The sequence below is a fragment of the Roseibium sp. genome (assembly GCF_051016195.1).
Taxonomy (GTDB): Bacteria; Pseudomonadota; Alphaproteobacteria; order Rhizobiales; family Stappiaceae; genus Roseibium.
Map to the genome: position 1 here is coordinate 1,731,095 of NZ_CP134616.1, position 17,979 is coordinate 1,749,073.

Consider the following 17,979-nt stretch of genomic DNA (forward strand, 5'->3'; position numbering starts at 1 on the left):
TTACCTCGCTCAGACTTGAAGGATTGAAGATACGAGGAGCTGCGTGTAGGGCTCGCGCGGATCGTCGAGCACCTGGTCGGTGAGACCGGTCTCGATGACGTTGCCGTAACGCATGACCATGATCCGGTGCGACAGCAGACGGGCAACGGCGAGATCGTGCGTCACGATCACGACCGAAAGGCCCAGGTCCGACACGAGGCGGCGCAGAAGATCGAGAAGCCGTGCCTGAACCGAGACATCCAGCCCGCCCGTCGGTTCGTCCATGAACACGAGCCGGGGATGTGTCACAAGGTTGCGGGCAATCTGCAGGCGCTGGCGCATGCCGCCTGAAAAGGACCTTGGATCGTCGTCAATCCGGTCGCTTTCGATTTCCACCCTGCCAAGCCAGTCATCGGCGGTGGACCGGATGTTGCCGTAATGGCGTTCGCCGACCGCCATCAAACGCTCGCCAACATTGGCGCCCGCCGAGACCGTCATGCGCAGTCCGTCTGCCGCATTCTGGTGAACGAAGCCCCAGTCCGTGCGCATCAAGAGACGCCGTTCCGCCTCCGTGAGCTGATAGAGATTGCGCATGGTGCCGTCGCGCATCCGGTATTCGATCGCCCCCGTCGTCGGAGCGAGACGGGTGGAGAGGCAGTTGAGCAAGGTTGTCTTGCCGGATCCGCTTTCACCGACGATGGCGAGAACTTCGCCGGGCCAGAGGTCGAATGAAACATCCGCGCAGCCGACCCTGTCGCCATAGTAGCGGGTGACATTGTGAACCTGCAGAAGCGGGTCTTCGGACGTAAACACGCTCATCGGGTCGTCTCCTGAAGATCTGTTGCGCCGATCTGGGCCGCCGCCGGATCGGCCGCCATCGGGCCGCGATGTCCGGCCGCGCGGCGTTCTTCGCAGAAGTCGCTGTCGGAACAGACGAACATGCGTCCGCCCCTGTCGTCGAGGATGACTTCGTCGAGATAAACGTTCTCTGCGCCGCAGAGGCCGCATGGCTTGTCGAATTTCTGAACCTCGAACGGATAGTCTTCGAAATCCAGGCTCTTGACCTTCGTGTAGGGCGGGATCGCGTAGATCCGCTTTTCACGACCGGCTCCATACAGCTGCAACGCTGCCATCTCGTCGATCTTCGGATTGTCGAATTTCGGCGTTGGCGAGGGGTCCATGACATAGCGGTCGTTGACCTTGACCGGATAGGCATAGGTGGTCGCGATGTGCCCGTTCTTTGCAATGTCCTCGTAAAGCTTAACATGCATGAGGCCGTAATCCTCGAGTGCATGCATCTTGCGGGTTTCGGTTTCCCTCGGCTCCAGAAAGCGAAGCGGTTCGGGGATCGGAACCTGGAACACCAGAACCTGATCCTCAGTCAGGGTCTTTTCCGGGATGCGGTGCCGGGTCTGGATCACGGTCGCCTCGGATGTCTCGAAGGTGGTCCGGATGCCGGCGGTCTTTTCAAAGAAACCGCGCAGGGACACCGCGTTGGTGGTGTCGTCGGACCCCTGGTCGATCATTTTGAGGCAATCGTCCCTACCGAGGATCGACGCGGTTACCTGAACGCCGCCGGTGCCCCAGCCATAGGGCATCGGCATTTCGCGCGAGGCAAACGGCACCTGATAGCCCGGGATCGCGATCCCCTTCAGGATCGCCCGGCGGATCATGCGTTTCGTCTGTTCGTCGAGATAGGCAAAATTGTATTCGCCCTGATCGTAAAGCTTTGCCGTATCGCTCATTCTGCAGCCTCCTGGGCAGCGCCGCCGGTCTCGTCCTGCCGGCGTTTTTCAAACCATTCGGCCCGCATGCGCCGCACAAGGTCGAGTTCCGCCTGAAAGTCGACATAGTGGGGCAGCTTGAGGTGTTCGACGAAGCCCGTCGCCTGAATGTTGTCGGAATGGGACAGAACGAATTCGATGTCCTGTGCCGGTGCCACCGGCTCTTCTCCAAGCTCCTGCCAGCGCAGCGACCGGTCGACCATGGCCATCGACATGGCCTTGCGCTCAACCTGTCCGAATACCAGCCCGTATCCACGGGTGAATGTCGGTGCCGCCTTGGCCGATCCCTTGAACTGGTTGACCATCTGGCATTCGGTCACCTTGATGGCGCCAAGCGTTACCTCAAAGCCAAGTTCCTCTGCGAAGAACGCGACCTCGACTTCGCCGTAGCGGATTTCGCCGGCAAACGGGTGAGTGCGGCCATAACCGCGTTGTGTGGAATAGGCGAGTGCGAGCAGAAAGCCTTCATCGCCGCGCGCCAGGTTCTGCAAGCGCAGATCCCGGTCGGCCGGAAAGGAAAGGGGTTCACGGGTCAGGTCTCCGACCGGCGTATCCTCGTCCGCGATCTGATCAGGTTCCATCAGGCCCTCGTCACCGAGAAGGTCCGTCACCCTGGGCATGGCCTCGTCATACACGGGTGCCGTCTCGGCGGTGGTGGGCTCGGCGTGGCTCTCTTCGGCCGCCAGCGCGAAGTCCAGAAGCCTGTGGCTGTAGTCGAATGTCGGGCCGAGCACCTGTCCGCCCGGCAGGTCCTTGTAAGTGGCCGAGACGCGGCGCTCGACCAGCATTTTCGCAGTATCGACGGGCTGGCTGTAACCGAAACGCGGCAGCGTGGTGCGGTAGGCGCGCATCAGGAAGGCGGCTTCGATCAGATCGCCCCGCGACTGCTTGATCGCCAGCGCGGCAAGCGTTTCGTCGTAAAGGGATCCTTCGCCCATGACGCGGGCAACGGAATGCGCAAGCTGCTGGGCGATCTGTTCCAGGGTCAGAGCCGGTACGGACGTGTCGCCCCTGCGGCGCTTTGCCAGGAGTTTGTGGGCGTTGCGGATGGCTTTCTCGCCACCCTTGACGGCAACATACATGGCTTAAATCTCCGTGAGCACGACACTGGTAGACCGGGGCAATGCGGCGATGTCCGTCTTGCCGGCGAAGATCAGGTCAATTCCCCTCGGGAACTGCCTGTTGTTGCTGATGACCTGGTCCCAGAACACCGGCGGGGTCGGTGTCACCGCCAGCGTTGCGGTGTCCTTGATGCCCGGACCGCTCAGGGTCACTTTCTGCGACATGTCGAATTCCTGCCCGCTCAGGATCACCGTCGTCGATTCGTCGGGATATTCCGCCGAACCCTGGTTGAAGCTTGCGAGCGGGATCAGCTGTTTCGGGTCGCCGACAAGTGCAAATGCGGCATCAACGGGTTCGCTGACAATCGGCGCGCCGGTGTGAAAGCGCAGGAACGCCTTGACCGGTTCGGAAGACATCAGCGTCCTGTCAAGCCAGACCGGGGTGTCGTAGTCGAAGAGCGTCAGGGCGATTGCCGCCGCAACGGGTGTCAGCGGTTCGGGCGGCGAAAGCGCGTCGAGCTTGAGTTTCTGCCGCGTTCCGGGGCGGGCCATTGCGTCCATGATTGCCCGAAAGCAGGCCTGTGCGTCGTGGACCGGATCCGGAAAACCGGCTGCGAGCGGTGTATGCCTGTCATTTGCGGCCGTGGTTTCTGGTGCCGTTTCCATCAGTTGTCTCCCCGCACCATTGTGAAGAAATTGACTTTCGTCGCCTCGGTCTCTTCCCGGACGGTTTCGCGGCTGTCGGCCCGCATCGCCGCGAGCGGCGCGATGATACTGGTCTCGATGTGTTCTCTGGCCTCGGCGCGCTGCCACAACGCGTCGATTACCGCTGACTGAAGTGCTTTTTCCTTGTTGCGTCCGAGGCTGTAGGCACTGCCGGTTTCCCCGGTTTCCAGCCTGACGACGCAGCGGGTCACGGTGACCTCACCAAGGTTGAAGGGGCTGCCGGTGCCGCCCATGCGGCCACGAACCATGACGAGACCGGTTTCCGGCTGGCGTACCAGTTCGAAGTCCGGGGTATCGATGGTGCGGTACCGCTCGGCGACGGCTTCCGGCGATGCGGCGGCAAGCGTTGCGATGATGTTTTGGCGGGCGGTGTGCCCGCCCTCATCCGGGTTCAATGGTGTGGCTTCGGTCATGATGCGCGCCTTCAGATGGTTGGCGGTCACAGGAGGGGATGTCGAAAACAGCTCCTGTCTACTGATTACTTGTCTATTTGTCTATACAAATAATCCAGTTGACTCTTTGGTATCGAAATTTGATGACGTGCACATGACGAACACAACCTCACTTGACCGCAGTGCCGGGATTGCTGTTTGGCGCCAGATCATGGAAACGCTGAAGGCGGAAATCGTCAGCGGAGCTTTTGAGGAAGGCAGCAAGCTGCCGCCTGAAGCCAGTCTGGCGGCGCGGTTCGGCGTGAACCGCCACACGGTGCGCCGGGCAATCGCCGCGCTGACGTCTGAAGGCATCCTGCGCGCGGATCAGGGCAGGGGAACATTTGTTGCATCAGCGCCGCTCAGTTACCCGATCGGTCCGCGAACGCGCTTTTCCGAAATCGTCTCCGGGCAGGACCGCTCGCCAAGCGGCCGGCTGATCGGCTCCGCGCTGGAAGAGGCTGATGCGCTGCTGGCCAACCAGCTCGACGTCCCTCTCGGAACCATGCTGATCCGGCTGGAAACGCTGCGCGTCGCAGATGGTGTTCCCATGATCATTGGGACAAGCTGGTTCGTGCAGGCGACCGTGCCGAATTTCGTCGCCGATTACGCGGAAAGCGGATCGATCACCGAGGCGCTCAGAAAGGCGGGGATCGACGACTACCGGCGCAAGGAAAGCCGCATCACCTCGGAACTGGTGGAAGCCAAGGATGCGCAGCAACTCGGCATTGCGCTCGGCCAACCCGTGCTGGTCGTCGAGAGCATAAATCTCGATATATCCGGCAAACCGATCCAGTATACCCGTGCCCGCGCCGCCGCCGACCGGATCCAGCTCGTGGTGAATGGCGACGTCTGAGGCGCGGCCGATCTCGAGGAAGAGCGTGCCTTGTCACTAAAAGGACAGCAGTGCGTTGTCCGTGACCTCCTTCATGACGAAGAACGTCCGGGTCTGGCGGACGCCGGGCAGCGCGATCAGCTTCTCGCCATGCAATCTGTTGAAATCGGCCATGTCCTTGACGCGGATTTTCAGGAAGTAGTCGAAATCGCCCGCGACCAGATGGCAGTCGAGAACGAAACTCAGTCCGCGGACCGCGTCTTCGAATTCGGCGAAGCTCTGGGGCGTGGATCGATCCAGCACCACGCCGACAATGACCAGCGCGGCGCGATCCACGTGGTCCGGGTTGACCATCGCCCGGACCGACCCGATGACCCCGTCATCGAACAGCCGTTGTGTGCGCCGGTGGCAAGTCGCCGGGCTGACATTAACCCGGTCGGCAAGCTCGGCGTTGGACAACCGCCCTTCGGTCTGAAGGAGCTTGAGAATTTTCCTGTCGGTTCTGTCGAGCAATGCGCTCATGGAAGAATCTTTCATTTTTTATATCTGGAATGAAGAAAACTATGCCTGATTGTTTTCATTTGGCAAATACAGACGATTTTTTTCACGATATTCGAGAGCACCTTTCTGAGATTTTCTGCCAGCCTCTGGTGATCAGAAATCGGAAAGGTGCCCTCCCATGAATCTTGAAAAGTTCGAACGCTATCCCCTGACCTTCGGGCCAACACCCATCGAGCATTTGCCGCGCCTGTCCGACGCGCTCGGCGGCAAGGTCGAGATTTATGCGAAGCGGGAAGACTGCAATTCCGGGCTTGCCTTTGGTGGCAACAAGCTGCGCAAGCTGGAATACATCGTGCCTGACGCGATTGCCTCCGGGGCCGACACGCTGGTCTCCATCGGTGGTGTGCAGTCAAACCATACGCGCATGGTCGCCGCGACGGCCGCGAAGATCGGCATGAAATGCGTTGTCGTCCAGGAGAAGTGGGTGCCCCACTACGATGCGGTTTACGATCGTGTCGGCAACATTCTCCTGACGCGCCTCATGGGGGCGGATTCCAGGCTTGTCGACGATGGTTTCGATATCGGCATCCGCAAAAGCTGGGAAGAGGCCATGAACTCGGTGAGGGACGCGGGCGGCGTACCCTACGGCATTCCGGCGGGAGCGTCCGTCCATAAATATGGCGGGCTTGGTTATGTCGGATTTGCCGAAGAGGTGAAGGCGCAGGAGGCTGAGCTGGGCTTCACATTCGACTATGTCATCGTGTGTGTTGTGACGGGTTCCACGCAGGCGGGCATGATTGTCGGGTTCGCGGCGCAGAACCGCGCGGACCGGGTGATCGGTATCGATGCATCCGGTACGCTGGAGCAGACGCACGCGCAGGTGCGCCAGATCGTCGATCAAACGGCAGAGATCGTCGAACTGGGCAGGCGTGTCCGTGACGAGGAGATCGTCATCAATCCCGACTACGCCTATCCGGCCTATGGGGTTCCTTCGGAGGAAACCAATGATGCGATCCGGCTGGCGGCCAAGACGGAGGCAATGATCACGGACCCGGTCTACGAGGGCAAATCCATGCAGGGGATGATCGATCTTGTCAGAAAAGGACACTTCGCGGATGGCGCGAAGATCCTCTACGCCCATCTCGGCGGCGCACCGGCGCTCAACGGCTACAGCTACTATTACAAGGACGGCTGACAGCAAAGGGGCCCGATCGATTGCGAGCGGACCCTGAAATCGGATGTGATGCCTCGGGCGGTGCGCGACATATACTCGCCGCCCGAGGCAAGGTTACATTACATCTTGGCGCGTTCCGCTCTGAGCGCGAGCCACAGACAGTAGCACATGACCAGCACGACGATCGTGAATGGGATCCCGGTCGAGACCGCCGCCCCCTGTAGGGCCGCAAGCCCGCCGCCGAGCAGAAGCGCGATGGCAACCAGACCTTCCAGCGTGCACCAGAACACGCGCTGGATGACGGGCGCATCCATCTTGCCGCCGGCCGTGATCGTGTCGATAACCAGTGAACCGGAATCAGACGACGTCACGAAGAAGATGATGATCAGCAACAGCGAGATCGGTGCGACGATCTGGTAGAGCGGCAGTTCCTTCAGGAAACCGAACAGGGCCCCTTCCGGCTTGTAGGCGTCGATAACCGTCGCCCGCACACCTTCCGCGCCACCGGCGTTCAGCATGTCGATGGCCGCGCCGCCGAAAGTGGACATCCACAATGCGCAAACCGCCGTTGGGGCAATCAGGGCACACAGCACGAACTCACGAACCGTACGGCCCTTGGAAATGCGGGCGATGAACATGCCCACAAATGGCGACCAGGCGATCCACCAGGCCCAGTAGAATGTCGTCCATCCGTGGAAGAAGCTTGTATCCTCTCGCCCGAACGGATTCGACAGTGCAGGTAACATCATGACGTAGTCGGTCATCACGGAGAAGTACCTGGTTGCAGCCGCAGCGACGCCCGTGGTCACAATGACAAACAGGAACAGGCCGACGGCCATGATCATGTTGATTTCCGACAGTCTCTTCACGCCGGCATCCATACCGAGCAGAACCGAGCCGAGCGCGATGGCGGTGATGCCGATGATCAAAAGAACGACGACAGTCGGTGACGGTTCGACACCGAAGACTTCATAAAGTCCGGCGGCAACCTGTTGTGCGCCGAGACCCAGAGATGTGGTCAGGCCGAACAAGGTCGCGAAAACGGCAAGTGTGTCGATGGCGTGTCCCCACCATCCCCAGACGCGCTCGCCGAGTATGGGGTAGAAAGCCGACCGAAGCGTAAGCGGCAGGCCGAGATTGTAGGCGAAAATCGCCAGCGACAGTCCGACCGCGGCGTAGACTGCCCAGCCTTCCAGGCCCCAATGGTGGATCGTGCCGACGATGCCGGCATATTCGTTGCCAGGTTGGGTTATGTCGATGCCGAGCGGGCTTGCGTTGCCGCTTTCCGCGAAATTGTAATAGACCGGCTCCAGAACGCCGAAGAACAACAGGCCGATGCCGATGCCGGCGGCGAACATCATTGCGATCCAGCCAGCATAGGAATAGTCGGGTTTTGCGTCCTTGCCACCGATCCGAACGGATCCGACCGGCAGGACGATCAGCACCAGACAGAAGAGCGTGATGGCATTGACCGACAGGACCAGGAACCAGTCGAACGTGCTGGTCAGCCATGGCCTGAGCCAGCCGAAGAACGAGGCGGCAGCCTCCTGGTTGGCAAGCGAGATCAGGACGAACGCTGCAATCACGATACTGGAGATCAGGAAGACAGGGTTGTGCAGATCCAGGCCGAAGGGCCGGATATTGTCCTGCCCGAGTTCATATTCCGTTTCGAAGTCCCAGACCCGGGGATCCGGATCCAGCATCTTCTTGGTTTCTGGCGTTTCAGACATGTCCCCTCCTCGTGACGTTCTGTTCCCCATCCCGCGAGCGTTGCATATGAGCGAGGCGGGAGTCCATTGATTGTGCGAAAAAATGTCGCAGTGAATTTGCTGCATGCGTCACCGGCTATTCCAGTCCCGACAGCCTTGCTTCCGTCGCGTCCAATGCGGCACTGTGATGGGCTGGCCTGGCATTCAGACTTGAAATCTGCTTGCGTCCCGCCTGCCGGGCGTGCACTTTCCTGCCCGCTTCGAGATCGTCTCATCAAGAAAGGCGTTGTGTCATGACCAAGCGGGTTCTCGTATCAGCCGGTGCCGCCGGAATTGGGCGTGTGATCGCCGAACGCTTTTTGAACGAAGGTGCACGGGTCGCCATCTGCGACGCCGATGCAGATGCGGTCGTGGCCTTCTCCGAGCAGTATCCGGACGCGGTCGCGGCAGTCGCCGACGTGACCTCGGAAAGCGAGATGGGAGACTTTCTTTCCGAGCTTGAGGCCCGGTGGGGCGGTGCGGATATTGTGTGCGCAAATGCCGGGACCGGTGGGCCTGCGGGCGCGATCGAAACACTCGATTACACGGAATGGCAGAACTGCGTCGCAACCAACGTGCATGGTGCGTTTCTGACCTGCCGCTGGGCTGCCCGCGTCATGAAAGCTGAAGGGTCGGGCCTGATTGCCCTGACCTCCTCGACCGCAGGCATCATGGGCTATCCGATGCGTTCTCCCTACGCGGCCGCCAAGTGGGCCATCGTGGGTCTGACGAAAACGCTCGCGATGGAACTGGGTCCGCGCGGCATTCGCGTGAACGCCATTTGCCCCGGAGCTGTCGAGGGACCGCGCATGGACCGGGTTGTTACCGCAGAGGCAGTGGCCCGAGGCATGAGCGAGGACGAAGTGCGTGCGCTTTATGTGGACGGCGTGTCGATGAAAACCTGGGTCACGGCAGAGGACGTCACCAACATGATTTCCTTTCTGGCTTCCGACGCCGGCCGGAAAATCTCCGGACAGATCCTCGCGATCGACGGCCACACGGAAACGCTGGCTCCGTAAGTTCGGGAGAGGGCCCGGCATCGCAAGGTGTCCGGGGCCGGACGTTCGTTTCCGAGGATGGCCGCTCCATAACATCCTGAGAGATATCATTTTTCCTGGAAAAGACCATGTCGGCGCTACATTTTGATTGACGTATGTCAGTTTGGCGCGCCAGATTGACGGTCCCTCGGGGAGTAGCGAAGTGAAGCCGACAGTCCATGATATAGCGCGTGAGGCCGGCGTCAGTCTTTCGACCGTCGACCGTGTTTTGAACGGCCGGGCGGACGTGCGGCCGAAGAACGCCGAGCGTGTCAAGGATGCGGTGCGCAGACTCGGTTACGTGCGCGACACGAATGCCGCGAACCTTGCCAGGAAGCGGCGTTACAAATTCGTCTTCGTTCTACCGGAAGGTCCGAACCATTTTGTCGACACCGCCGCCGGTGCGGTGCGCGAGGCGGCTGCTGCGCAGGTGACCGACCGGGCGGATGTTGAGATCGTCTATGTGAATGCGGCAGACCCGCACGCGGTGGTCAAGCGCCTGAAGTCGCTGGATCTGGGAACGCTCGACGGCGTCGCTCTCATGGTTCCTGAAACTCCGCAGGTGCGCGATGCGATTGCGCACATCAAGAGTGCGGGTGCTTATGTCGTTGCCTTCGTTTCCGATTTGCCGAATTCAAGGTGCGATCACTTTGTCGGAATTGATAATTTTTCCGCTGGCCAGACAGCGGGGGCGCTTCTGGGAAGGTTCCTGCGGAGGGAAACCGGGTGCATTCTGGTGACGACCAATTCCATGGTGGCGCGCGACAGTATCGAGCGACGTTACGGCCTGGATGAAGTGCTTTCGCGCGACTTTCCGAAGCTCAAGGCCTTGCCGACCATCGAGTTTCACGACGACCCGCACCGTATCCGCGACACGCTTGCGCGTGCCACGGCAACCCATGCCGATCTGAAAGCCGTCTACTCCATGGGGTCCGGCAATGCCATCATGCTTGAAGCCTTGCGCGACTCGGCGGCCGGTCTCGATCTGGTCGTTGTTGCGCATGACCTGACGCCCGTGACGCGTCAGGCGCTGGTCGAGGGCGAAGTGGATGCGATCATCGCGCAGAATGTCGGCCATCTCGCGCGCAGCGCACTACGCGTTTTGCGGGCGAAGTGCGACGATGCCGGGATCTATGAAGCGCAGGAGCAGATCCGCATCGAGATCGTGATGCGGGAAAATCTCTACTGACCGTGTATGGTTTCGTGCGCCTGTCGCTTTTTTGAAAATCCAATTAAAATAGAGAGTTAAGCGGTTTTTCGGAGTTTTTCCGATGCTGTTTGCGAATAAAGAAAGACGTATGTCAGTTTTCATGTTGACTTGACATACGTATGTCAAATAGGCTTGCCATGCACTTGGAGGAGTGCCGCCGTCCGGCAGGTGCCGGGGTGCGACCATTTCGGGAGGAAATCAGCGATGAAAACTGCGAAACTTCTCGCGGCGACAGCTATTGTGGCGGCAAGCGGGCTCAGCGTGTCTCAGGCGCAGGCAGACGAACTGACGCTGTGCTGGGCCGCATGGGATCCGGCCAACGCGCTTGTTGAACTTTCCAAGGAATTCGAGGCCCAGTCCGGCCACACCATGAAATTTGAATTTGTTCCGTGGCCGAACTTTGCCGACCGCATGCTCAACGAGCTGAATTCAGGCGGAAAGCTGTGCGATCTCCTGATTGGGGACAGCCAGTGGATCGGCGGCGGCGCGGAAAATGGCCACTACGTCAAACTGAACGACTTCTTCGACAAGGAAGGCATCAGCATGGACGACTTCGCCCCGGCGACCGTCTATGCCTATTCGACCTGGCCGAAAGGAACACCGAACTACTATGCACTGCCTGCGATGGGTGATGCGAACGGCTGGTTCTACCGCAAGGACTGGTTCGCGATGCCGGACATCCAGGAGGCCTTCAAGGCCGAACACGGACGCGACCTGGCTCCGCCGAAAACACAGATGGAGCTGCTGGAAGTCGCCAAGTTCTTCCAGGGCCGCGAGATTGACGGTCAGAAGCGTTACGGCGCCGCAATCTTCACCGAGCGCGGCTCGGAAGGCATCACCATGGGTGCGACAAGCGCCATGTATCCGTTCGGCTTCAAGTATGAAATGACACCGGGCAAGTATGACATGGAAGGTGCGGTGAACTCACCGGATGCTATTGCGGGTCTGGAGTTCTACAAGGAGCTCTACAAGACATCGACGCCTCCGGGTTACACCGACAGCTACATGGAACAGTCGCTCGACGCGTTCAAGTCCGGACAGGTGGCCATGGCCATGAACTGGTTCGCCTTCTTCCCCGGTCTTTACGCGGATCCCGATACAGGCGGTGACAAGATCGGCTTCTTCGTCAACCCGGGCCAGCTGATGGAAGCGTCCACGCTTGGCGGACAGGGCATTTCCGTTGTCGCCTATTCCGACAAGCAGGATGCGGCTCTTGAATACATCAAGTGGTTTGCGCAGCCTTCCGTTCAGAAGAAGTGGTGGGATCTCGGCGGATATTCGTGTCACGTCAGCGTGCTGAACGACCCGAACTTTGCCGACAGCGCCCCGTTCGCGGCCGACTTCCTGCTTGCCATGGACGGTGTCATGGACTTCTGGCAGGAGCCTGCCTATGCAGAGCTGCTGCTGGCAATGCAAAAGCGCCTTCATGACTATGTCGTGGCCGATCAGGGAACGGCGAAAGAGGCGTTGGACAAGCTGATCGAAGACTGGACGGAAGTCTTCGAAGACGAAGGCAAGCTCTAAGCGCTTTTGAAACACGGACGGGCAAGCGGTACGCATGCCCGCCTGACCCTGAAACTCCGGCGGGTGGCTGACATGCCGCCAGGGCGGACCATCATCCCGCCGGTTTTTCCGGACCACCTTTCCAAACGGGCCACAGATGTCAGATACCCCTATCGACCGCGTAGCGAAAGCGACGCCGCCCTCGGTTGCGGCCAAAATCCGGGGCTTGAGCGATCGTGCAATTGCCTGGCTTTTCGTTCTGCCAACGATCTTCCTGCTGCTGGCGGTCAACATTTTCCCGCTGATCTGGACGATCAATCTGAGCTTCACCAATTTTCGCGCCAACAGGCCGAACCGGGAAGTCGATTATATCGGGCTTCGCAACTATGAGCGCATTCTGACGGATGAAGACATCTGGCTGACAATGCAGGCGACGGCGCACTTCCTGTTCTGGACCATCCTGCTGCAGGTGCTGATCGGGTTCACGCTGGCATGGCTCATCAACCGGAAATTCAAGGGCAACGATCTCTGGACGACGCTGATCGTTCTGCCGATGATGTTGTCGCCCGCTGTTGTCGGAAATTTCTGGACGTTTCTCTATCAGCCGCAGATCGGTCTCTTCAATTACGGTATCTCCTTCCTGACCGGCATCGACCCGTCGTCCTTCCAGATGATCGGCGACGTCAAGCTCGCCCCCTGGTCGATCGTTATCGTCGACACGTGGATGTGGACGCCCTTTGTCATGCTGATCTGTCTCGCCGGGCTCAGATCGATCCCGGACTACATCTACGAGGCGGCGGAGATCGACCGGGCCAGCCAGTGGCGGCAATTCTGGACGATCACGGTGCCGATGGTGTTGCCGTTCCTGATGCTGGCGGTCCTGTTCCGGGGCATCGAGAATTTCAAGATGTTCGACCTCGTCGTGCAGTTGACCGGCGGCGGGCCGGGATCTGTGACCGAGCTCACCTCGATCAACCTCAAGCGTGAGGCCTTCGAGAAGTGGCGCACAGGATATGCATCCGCCTACGCGATCATCCTGTTCGTGACGGTGTTTGGTCTCGCGTCAATCTATGTGAAAGCCCTGAACAAGGTGAAGGAAAGATGAGCAGCTATTCCATTACCGAACCTTCGCGGCTGCAAAAGTGGCTGGCCGGGACCCTGGTCGTCTTCTACGCGGTCATCACGCTGCTCCCGCTGGTGTGGATCCTGACAACGGGGTTCAAGTCACCTGTCGACGCCATTGCCTATCCGCCCAAGGTTCTCTTCGAGCCTTCGCTCGAGGGATATGTGAATCTCTTCACGACCCGGACGCGTGTGTCGCCGGAGGCTCTTCAGGCCCTGCCGCCACCGGCAACATGGTACGAGGAGATCGTGCGCAACCGCGACATGGTGATCGCCGGCCCGTCGCGCTACGGCGAACGGTTCCTGAATTCGGTGATCATCGGTTTCGGCTCGACCTTCCTGTCGGTTTTCCTCGGGACTTTGGCGGCCTACGCGTTCTCACGGTTCAAGGTGCCTTTGAAGGATGACCTGCTGTTCTTCATCCTGTCGACAAGGATGATGCCGCCAATCGCGGTCGCCATCCCGATATTCCTGATGTTCCGCACGCTTGGTCTCTCCGACACGCATCTGGGCATGATCCTGCTCTATACGGCGGTCAACATCTCGCTCGCGGTCTGGCTGCTCAAGGGGTTCATGGACGAGATCCCGCGCGAATACGAGGAAGCCGCGCTGATCGACGGGTACACGCGCTTCCAGGCCTTCTACAAGGTGGTGCTGCCGCAGGCAGCCACCGGGATCGCGTCGACCGCCATCTTCTGCCTGATCTTTTCCTGGAACGAGTATGCCTTCGCGGTCCTCCTGACCTCGGGCACCGCGCAAACCGCACCGCCTTTCATCCCGACCATCATCGGGGTCGGCGGGCAGGACTGGCCGGCGGTGGCCGCCGGTGCGACGCTGTTCCTTGTTCCGGTCATGGTGTTCACAATCCTGCTGCGCAAACACCTGCTTCGCGGCATCACATTCGGAGCGGTACGCAAATGAGCCAGTTTGTACAAGGCCTTATGCGGTTCCGGCGCGGTCCATGGGAGATGCTCGCCTCGGTCCTCATCGCCATCGGTGTCGTCATGCTGATGCAGCCGGTCGTGCTGTGGGCCTACACCTATTCCTTCATTGTCACACTGACCGGCACGGTGATGTTCATCGTCGTCAGCCACTTTCCGGACTAGAGGCCTTTTGACTTATGGCTGAAATCGTAATCAGGAATCTCAGGAAGGAATTCGGCGACTTCACCGCCGTGCAGTCCTCATCCTTCAAGATCGAGGACGGCGAGTTCTTCATGCTGCTCGGCCCTTCGGGTTGCGGCAAGACAACGACGCTGCGCATGATTGCCGGTCTGGAACTGCCGACCTCGGGCGAAATCTATATCGACAAGGAAGAGGTCGGCCAGAAGCCTGCCCGCCAGCGCGACATTGCCTTCGTCTTCCAGATGTTCGCGCTCTATCCGCACATGAATGTGCGCCGGAACATCAGCTATCCGCTGGTCAGCCAGGGCATGTCGAAGAAACATGTCACGGAAAAGGTGGCCGAGGTGTCCCGCATTCTCGGCATCGAGGATATCCTCGATCGGCCCGTAAGTGGTCTTTCGGGCGGCGACCGGCAGCGTGTCGCGCTTGGCCGCGCCATCGTGCGCGAGCCCAAGGCCTTCATGATGGACGAACCGCTGGGTGCGCTCGACGCGGAGTTTCGCGAGCACATGGCCGAGGAACTGCGTGCCCTCCATGACCGCATGGGCGCTACCACGGTCTATGTCACGCATGACCAGCTGGAAGCGATGCAGATGGGTGACAAGATTGTGGTGATGAACCACGGCGTCATCGAACAGTTCGGCACCCCGCAGGATATCTACGACAAGCCGGCGACCATGTTCGTGGCCGACTTCATCGGATCGCCATCGATGAATTTCCTCCGGTTTCACGGTGAGGTTCATGCCGGGTCTTCGAGCGTCCGGATGCATCATGTGGATCTTGCGGTTCCGACAGTTCGTGAACCGTTCGAGGGGGATCTGGTCTACGGGATCAGACCGGAACACATCGCGTTGAACGATGATGGCGGCAACAGGGGCGAGGTGATCGCCGCTGAGTATCTGGGAACAACCCAGATCGTGACGGTGAAGACCGTGGGTGGTGATCTCAAGGCGAGGATTGCCTCCGATCAGCCCGCCCGGCCAGGCGAAACCGTCGGCCTTGCCTTCAACGGAACGACAGCGACGCTTTTCGACAATCAGAGCGGCCGCGCTCTCAGGTCCGATCTCAACGAGGGAGTGCTTGCTCATGTCTGAAGTGCGGCTTTCCAGTCTCTCGAAAACCTTTGGCGATACGGTTGCCGTCTCCGATGTCAGCATGACCATTCCCAATGGTGCGTTCGTCACGCTGCTCGGTCCGACGGGGGCGGGCAAGACCACGATCCTGCGCCTGATATCCGGGCTGGAGGAACCGGATAGCGGCGATGTGTCGATCGGTGGCCGGTCCGTCATGGACGACACGCCGGCGCAGCGGAATGTCGCGATGGTGTTCCAGCAGTATTCGCTCTACCCGCATATGAGCGTCCGGGAGAATCTGGCCTTTCCGCTCCGCTCGCCCCTTCTGAAAACCCCTGCGGACGAAATCGAACGCAAGGTGGCGGAAGTCGCCGAAGTTCTGAGGATCTCGCACAAGCTGAACAACAAGGCCACGGCGCTGTCAGGCGGCGAAATGCAACGCGTTTCGATCGGTCGTGCCCTGGTTCGGGATCCGACCATCTACCTGATGGACGAACCGCTCAGCTCGCTGGACGCCAAACTGCGCTCGGATCTCAGGATCGAGCTGAAACGGATTCAGGAAAGCCTCGGTGCGACCCTGCTTTACGTGACCCATGACCAGATCGAGGCAATGACCATGTCCACCCATATCGGGGTCCTGGATCAGGGCAAGCTGGTGCAGTTCGGGACACCGCGCGAAATCTACGAGAACCCGGTCAATCTTTACGTCGCAGGCAGGCTCGGGCAACCGCGTCTCAACGTGTTGCCAGCGGACATGTTCGCGGGTGCCCCGGCCGGGGCCGCGCAGATCGGGCTCAGACCCGAACACATACAACAAGGAGAGGGCAAGGGATCGACGGTAAAGCGCGTCGAACACCTTGGGGACCAGATCAGGCTGCATCTCAAGCTTGAAGGGCATGATGTCGTCACGCTCGCCGATGCACATGCGGACCTGGAACCAGGCGATACCGTCGCCATTCAGCCCCGCAATCCGCTTTTCTTTGACGCCAGCGGCGTCCGCATCACCTGAGGAGAGGGAACATGAAGCAGTTCATCAACTCAAAGGAAGCACTGGTCACGGAAGCCATTGACGGTGCCTTGCGTACCGCAGGCGGCCGATTGGCGCGCCTCGACGGATATCCGCATATCAAGGTGGTGGTGCGAACCGACTGGGACAAGTCGAAGGTGGCACTCGTCTCCGGCGGCGGTTCCGGCCATGAGCCCAGTCACGCTGGCTTCGTCGGCCAGGGGATGCTGACGGCGGCGGTGTGCGGAGAGGTTTTCGCCTCACCGTCCGTTGATGCGGTTCTCGCGGGCATACTGGCTGTCACCGGAAAGGCCGGGTGTCTCGTCATCGTCAAGAATTATACCGGCGACCGCCTGAATTTCGGCCTGGCGGTGGAACGGGCGCGGGCGTTCGGTCTGAAGGTCAACATGGTAATTGTCGACGATGACGTTGCCTTGCCGGATCTGCCCCAGGCGAGAGGTGTTGCCGGGACGCTGTTCGTACACAAGATCGCAGGCGCACTCGCCGACCAGGGGGCAGATCTTGCCACCGTAACCGAGGCTGCCGAGCAGGTCATTGCCGGTGCGGTTTCCATCGGCATGTCGCTGGACACATGCACGATCCCCGGGTCCCCCAAGGAAGACCGGATCGGCCCGGGCATGGCGGAACTCGGTCTCGGCATCCACGGGGAAGCGGGTATCGAACAGGTGACCTTTTCCAATGCGAAATCGGCAATGGCGATGGTGGTCGACCGGCTCGAACCGGCGCTGGCGCCCGGACCGCATGTTGCCCTTCTGAACAATCTTGGCGGGACGACGCCGCTGGAAATGTCCGTCCTCGCCGAAGAGCTGACGCATTCGCGGATCGGCGGGCAGATCCGCTGGCTGGTTGGGCCCGCGGCGATGATGACCTCACTCGACATGCACGGTTTCTCGGTCTCGCTCCTGCCGGTCAGCAAGACGGAAGAGGCGCTCCTTCAGGCGCCGGTCGCACCATGGGTCTGGCCCGGCTGTCTCGCCCTCGGCCCGGTGTCCATTTTGCCGCTGCCGGACGGCCTGTCACCGATCCAGCCTTTACCGTCTAAAAACGACGAGACGCGGCGGTTCATCGAAAAATGCTGCAGCATCCTGATCGCGGCGGAGGATGACCTGAATGCGCTGGATGCCAAGTCGGGCGACGGCGACACCGGAAGCACGCTCGCCACAGCTGCGCGCGCTCTTGTGACGGCGCTGGACCGGATGCCGCTGGCCGACCTGACCCAGCTCTATCGCGCGATCGGAGTGGAACTCAGCCAGACGATGGGCGGATCGTCCGGGGTGCTGCTGGCGATCTTCTTCGCAGCCGCGGGTGATGCGTCGTCAAGCGGGAGCGATTCCATCGGTGCGCTGAAAGCAGGCCTTGATCGGGTGATGCAGGTCGGGGGAGCCAAGCCTGGTGACCGGACCATGATCGACGCAATGATGCCTGCGCTCAACGCCCTTGAAAACGGGATCGATGCAGCGGCACGTGAAGCACGGCAGGGTGCAGATGCAACGTCGCGGATCACCCGGGCCCGTGCGGGCCGGGCAAGCTATGTGTCGGAGGCAGCGCTTTCAGGTCACAACGATCCGGGAGCGGAAGCGGTCGCCCTGCTCCTGGAGCTGCTCGCAGCGGAACCGGCCCTGACCGCTTGAACCACCGGTTCGC

General features: G+C 60.4%; 18 protein-coding genes. 11 read left to right on the forward strand and 7 right to left on the reverse strand.

What is annotated here, in order from left to right:
- Positions 1-9 precede the first annotated feature (9 nt).
- Genes phnK through phnG form a run of 5 tightly spaced genes read right to left on the reverse strand, consistent with a single transcriptional unit; the run spans position 10 to position 3,963 of the window.
- Positions 10-798, reverse strand: coding sequence for a phosphonate C-P lyase system protein PhnK (gene phnK, locus RDA78_RS07980; RefSeq protein ID WP_434054795.1), 789 nt, complete (start codon positions 796-798; stop codon positions 10-12).
- Positions 795-1,724: an alpha-D-ribose 1-methylphosphonate 5-phosphate C-P-lyase PhnJ gene (locus RDA78_RS07985; RefSeq protein WP_434054796.1), complete on the reverse strand. Its 930-nt coding sequence runs from the start codon at positions 1,722-1,724 to the stop codon at positions 795-797. Before RDA78_RS07985 ends, phnK begins: the two co-directional genes overlap by 4 nt.
- A complete protein-coding gene (locus tag RDA78_RS07990; RefSeq protein WP_434054797.1) occupies positions 1,721-2,845 on the reverse strand; it encodes a carbon-phosphorus lyase complex subunit PhnI in 1,125 nt (374 codons plus the stop codon). Before RDA78_RS07990 ends, RDA78_RS07985 begins: the two co-directional genes overlap by 4 nt.
- Before the next feature lie 3 nt (positions 2,846-2,848).
- Entirely contained in the window at positions 2,849-3,490 is a 642-nt protein-coding gene (gene phnH, locus RDA78_RS07995) for a phosphonate C-P lyase system protein PhnH (RefSeq protein ID WP_434054798.1), read from the reverse strand.
- Positions 3,490-3,963, reverse strand: a complete 474-nt coding sequence (gene phnG, locus RDA78_RS08000; RefSeq protein WP_434054799.1) for a phosphonate C-P lyase system protein PhnG — start codon at positions 3,961-3,963, stop codon at positions 3,490-3,492. Before phnG ends, phnH begins: the two co-directional genes overlap by 1 nt.
- A 133-nt stretch (positions 3,964-4,096) precedes the next feature.
- Here phnG and phnF point away from each other — a divergent pair, with 133 nt between their 5' ends.
- Complete coding sequence (gene phnF, locus RDA78_RS08005; RefSeq protein WP_434054800.1) at positions 4,097-4,837, forward strand: phosphonate metabolism transcriptional regulator PhnF; 741 nt, start codon at positions 4,097-4,099, stop codon at positions 4,835-4,837.
- A 36-nt stretch (positions 4,838-4,873) separates the two neighbouring features.
- Here phnF and RDA78_RS08010 read toward each other — a convergent pair whose 3' ends face one another.
- On the reverse strand, positions 4,874-5,338 hold the full coding sequence (locus RDA78_RS08010) for an Lrp/AsnC family transcriptional regulator (RefSeq protein ID WP_434054801.1): 465 nt from the start codon (positions 5,336-5,338) through the stop codon (positions 4,874-4,876).
- A gap of 157 nt (positions 5,339-5,495) precedes the next feature.
- On the opposite strand from RDA78_RS08010, the gene RDA78_RS08015 reads away from it, so the two are divergent.
- Positions 5,496-6,512, forward strand: a complete 1,017-nt coding sequence (locus RDA78_RS08015; RefSeq protein ID WP_434054802.1) for a 1-aminocyclopropane-1-carboxylate deaminase — start codon at positions 5,496-5,498, stop codon at positions 6,510-6,512.
- A 98-nt stretch (positions 6,513-6,610) separates the two neighbouring features.
- Here RDA78_RS08015 and RDA78_RS08020 read toward each other — a convergent pair whose 3' ends face one another.
- Positions 6,611-8,221, reverse strand: a complete 1,611-nt coding sequence (locus RDA78_RS08020) for a BCCT family transporter (protein WP_434054803.1) — start codon at positions 8,219-8,221, stop codon at positions 6,611-6,613.
- A 272-nt stretch (positions 8,222-8,493) separates the two neighbouring features.
- Here RDA78_RS08020 and RDA78_RS08025 point away from each other — a divergent pair, with 272 nt between their 5' ends.
- The 9 genes from RDA78_RS08025 (at position 8,494) to RDA78_RS08065 (ending at position 17,966) form a co-directional block, all read left to right on the forward strand.
- A complete protein-coding gene (locus RDA78_RS08025) occupies positions 8,494-9,258 on the forward strand; it encodes an SDR family oxidoreductase (protein ID WP_434054804.1) in 765 nt (254 codons plus the stop codon).
- A gap of 181 nt (positions 9,259-9,439) precedes the next feature.
- On the forward strand, positions 9,440-10,465 hold the full coding sequence (locus tag RDA78_RS08030) for a LacI family DNA-binding transcriptional regulator (RefSeq protein WP_434054805.1): 1,026 nt from the start codon (positions 9,440-9,442) through the stop codon (positions 10,463-10,465).
- A 225-nt stretch (positions 10,466-10,690) separates the two neighbouring features.
- Positions 10,691-12,010, forward strand: coding sequence for an ABC transporter substrate-binding protein (locus tag RDA78_RS08035; protein ID WP_434054806.1), 1,320 nt, complete (start codon positions 10,691-10,693; stop codon positions 12,008-12,010).
- 136 nt (positions 12,011-12,146) lie between these two features.
- Entirely contained in the window at positions 12,147-13,094 is a 948-nt protein-coding gene (locus tag RDA78_RS08040) for a carbohydrate ABC transporter permease (protein WP_306142098.1), read from the forward strand.
- Complete coding sequence (locus RDA78_RS08045) at positions 13,091-14,032, forward strand: carbohydrate ABC transporter permease (protein WP_319384608.1); 942 nt, start codon at positions 13,091-13,093, stop codon at positions 14,030-14,032. Before RDA78_RS08040 ends, RDA78_RS08045 begins: the two co-directional genes overlap by 4 nt.
- Positions 14,029-14,217: a hypothetical protein gene (locus RDA78_RS08050; protein ID WP_434054807.1), complete on the forward strand. Its 189-nt coding sequence runs from the start codon at positions 14,029-14,031 to the stop codon at positions 14,215-14,217. Before RDA78_RS08045 ends, RDA78_RS08050 begins: the two co-directional genes overlap by 4 nt.
- Before the next feature lie 14 nt (positions 14,218-14,231).
- A complete protein-coding gene (locus RDA78_RS08055; RefSeq protein ID WP_434054808.1) occupies positions 14,232-15,329 on the forward strand; it encodes an ABC transporter ATP-binding protein in 1,098 nt (365 codons plus the stop codon).
- On the forward strand, positions 15,322-16,317 hold the full coding sequence (locus RDA78_RS08060; protein ID WP_434054809.1) for an ABC transporter ATP-binding protein: 996 nt from the start codon (positions 15,322-15,324) through the stop codon (positions 16,315-16,317). Before RDA78_RS08055 ends, RDA78_RS08060 begins: the two co-directional genes overlap by 8 nt.
- 11 nt (positions 16,318-16,328) lie before the next feature.
- Positions 16,329-17,966 carry a dihydroxyacetone kinase subunit DhaK gene (locus tag RDA78_RS08065; RefSeq protein ID WP_434054810.1) on the forward strand — a complete coding sequence of 546 codons (1,638 nt, stop codon included), beginning with the start codon at positions 16,329-16,331 and terminating at the stop codon, positions 17,964-17,966.
- Positions 17,967-17,979 lie beyond the last annotated feature (13 nt).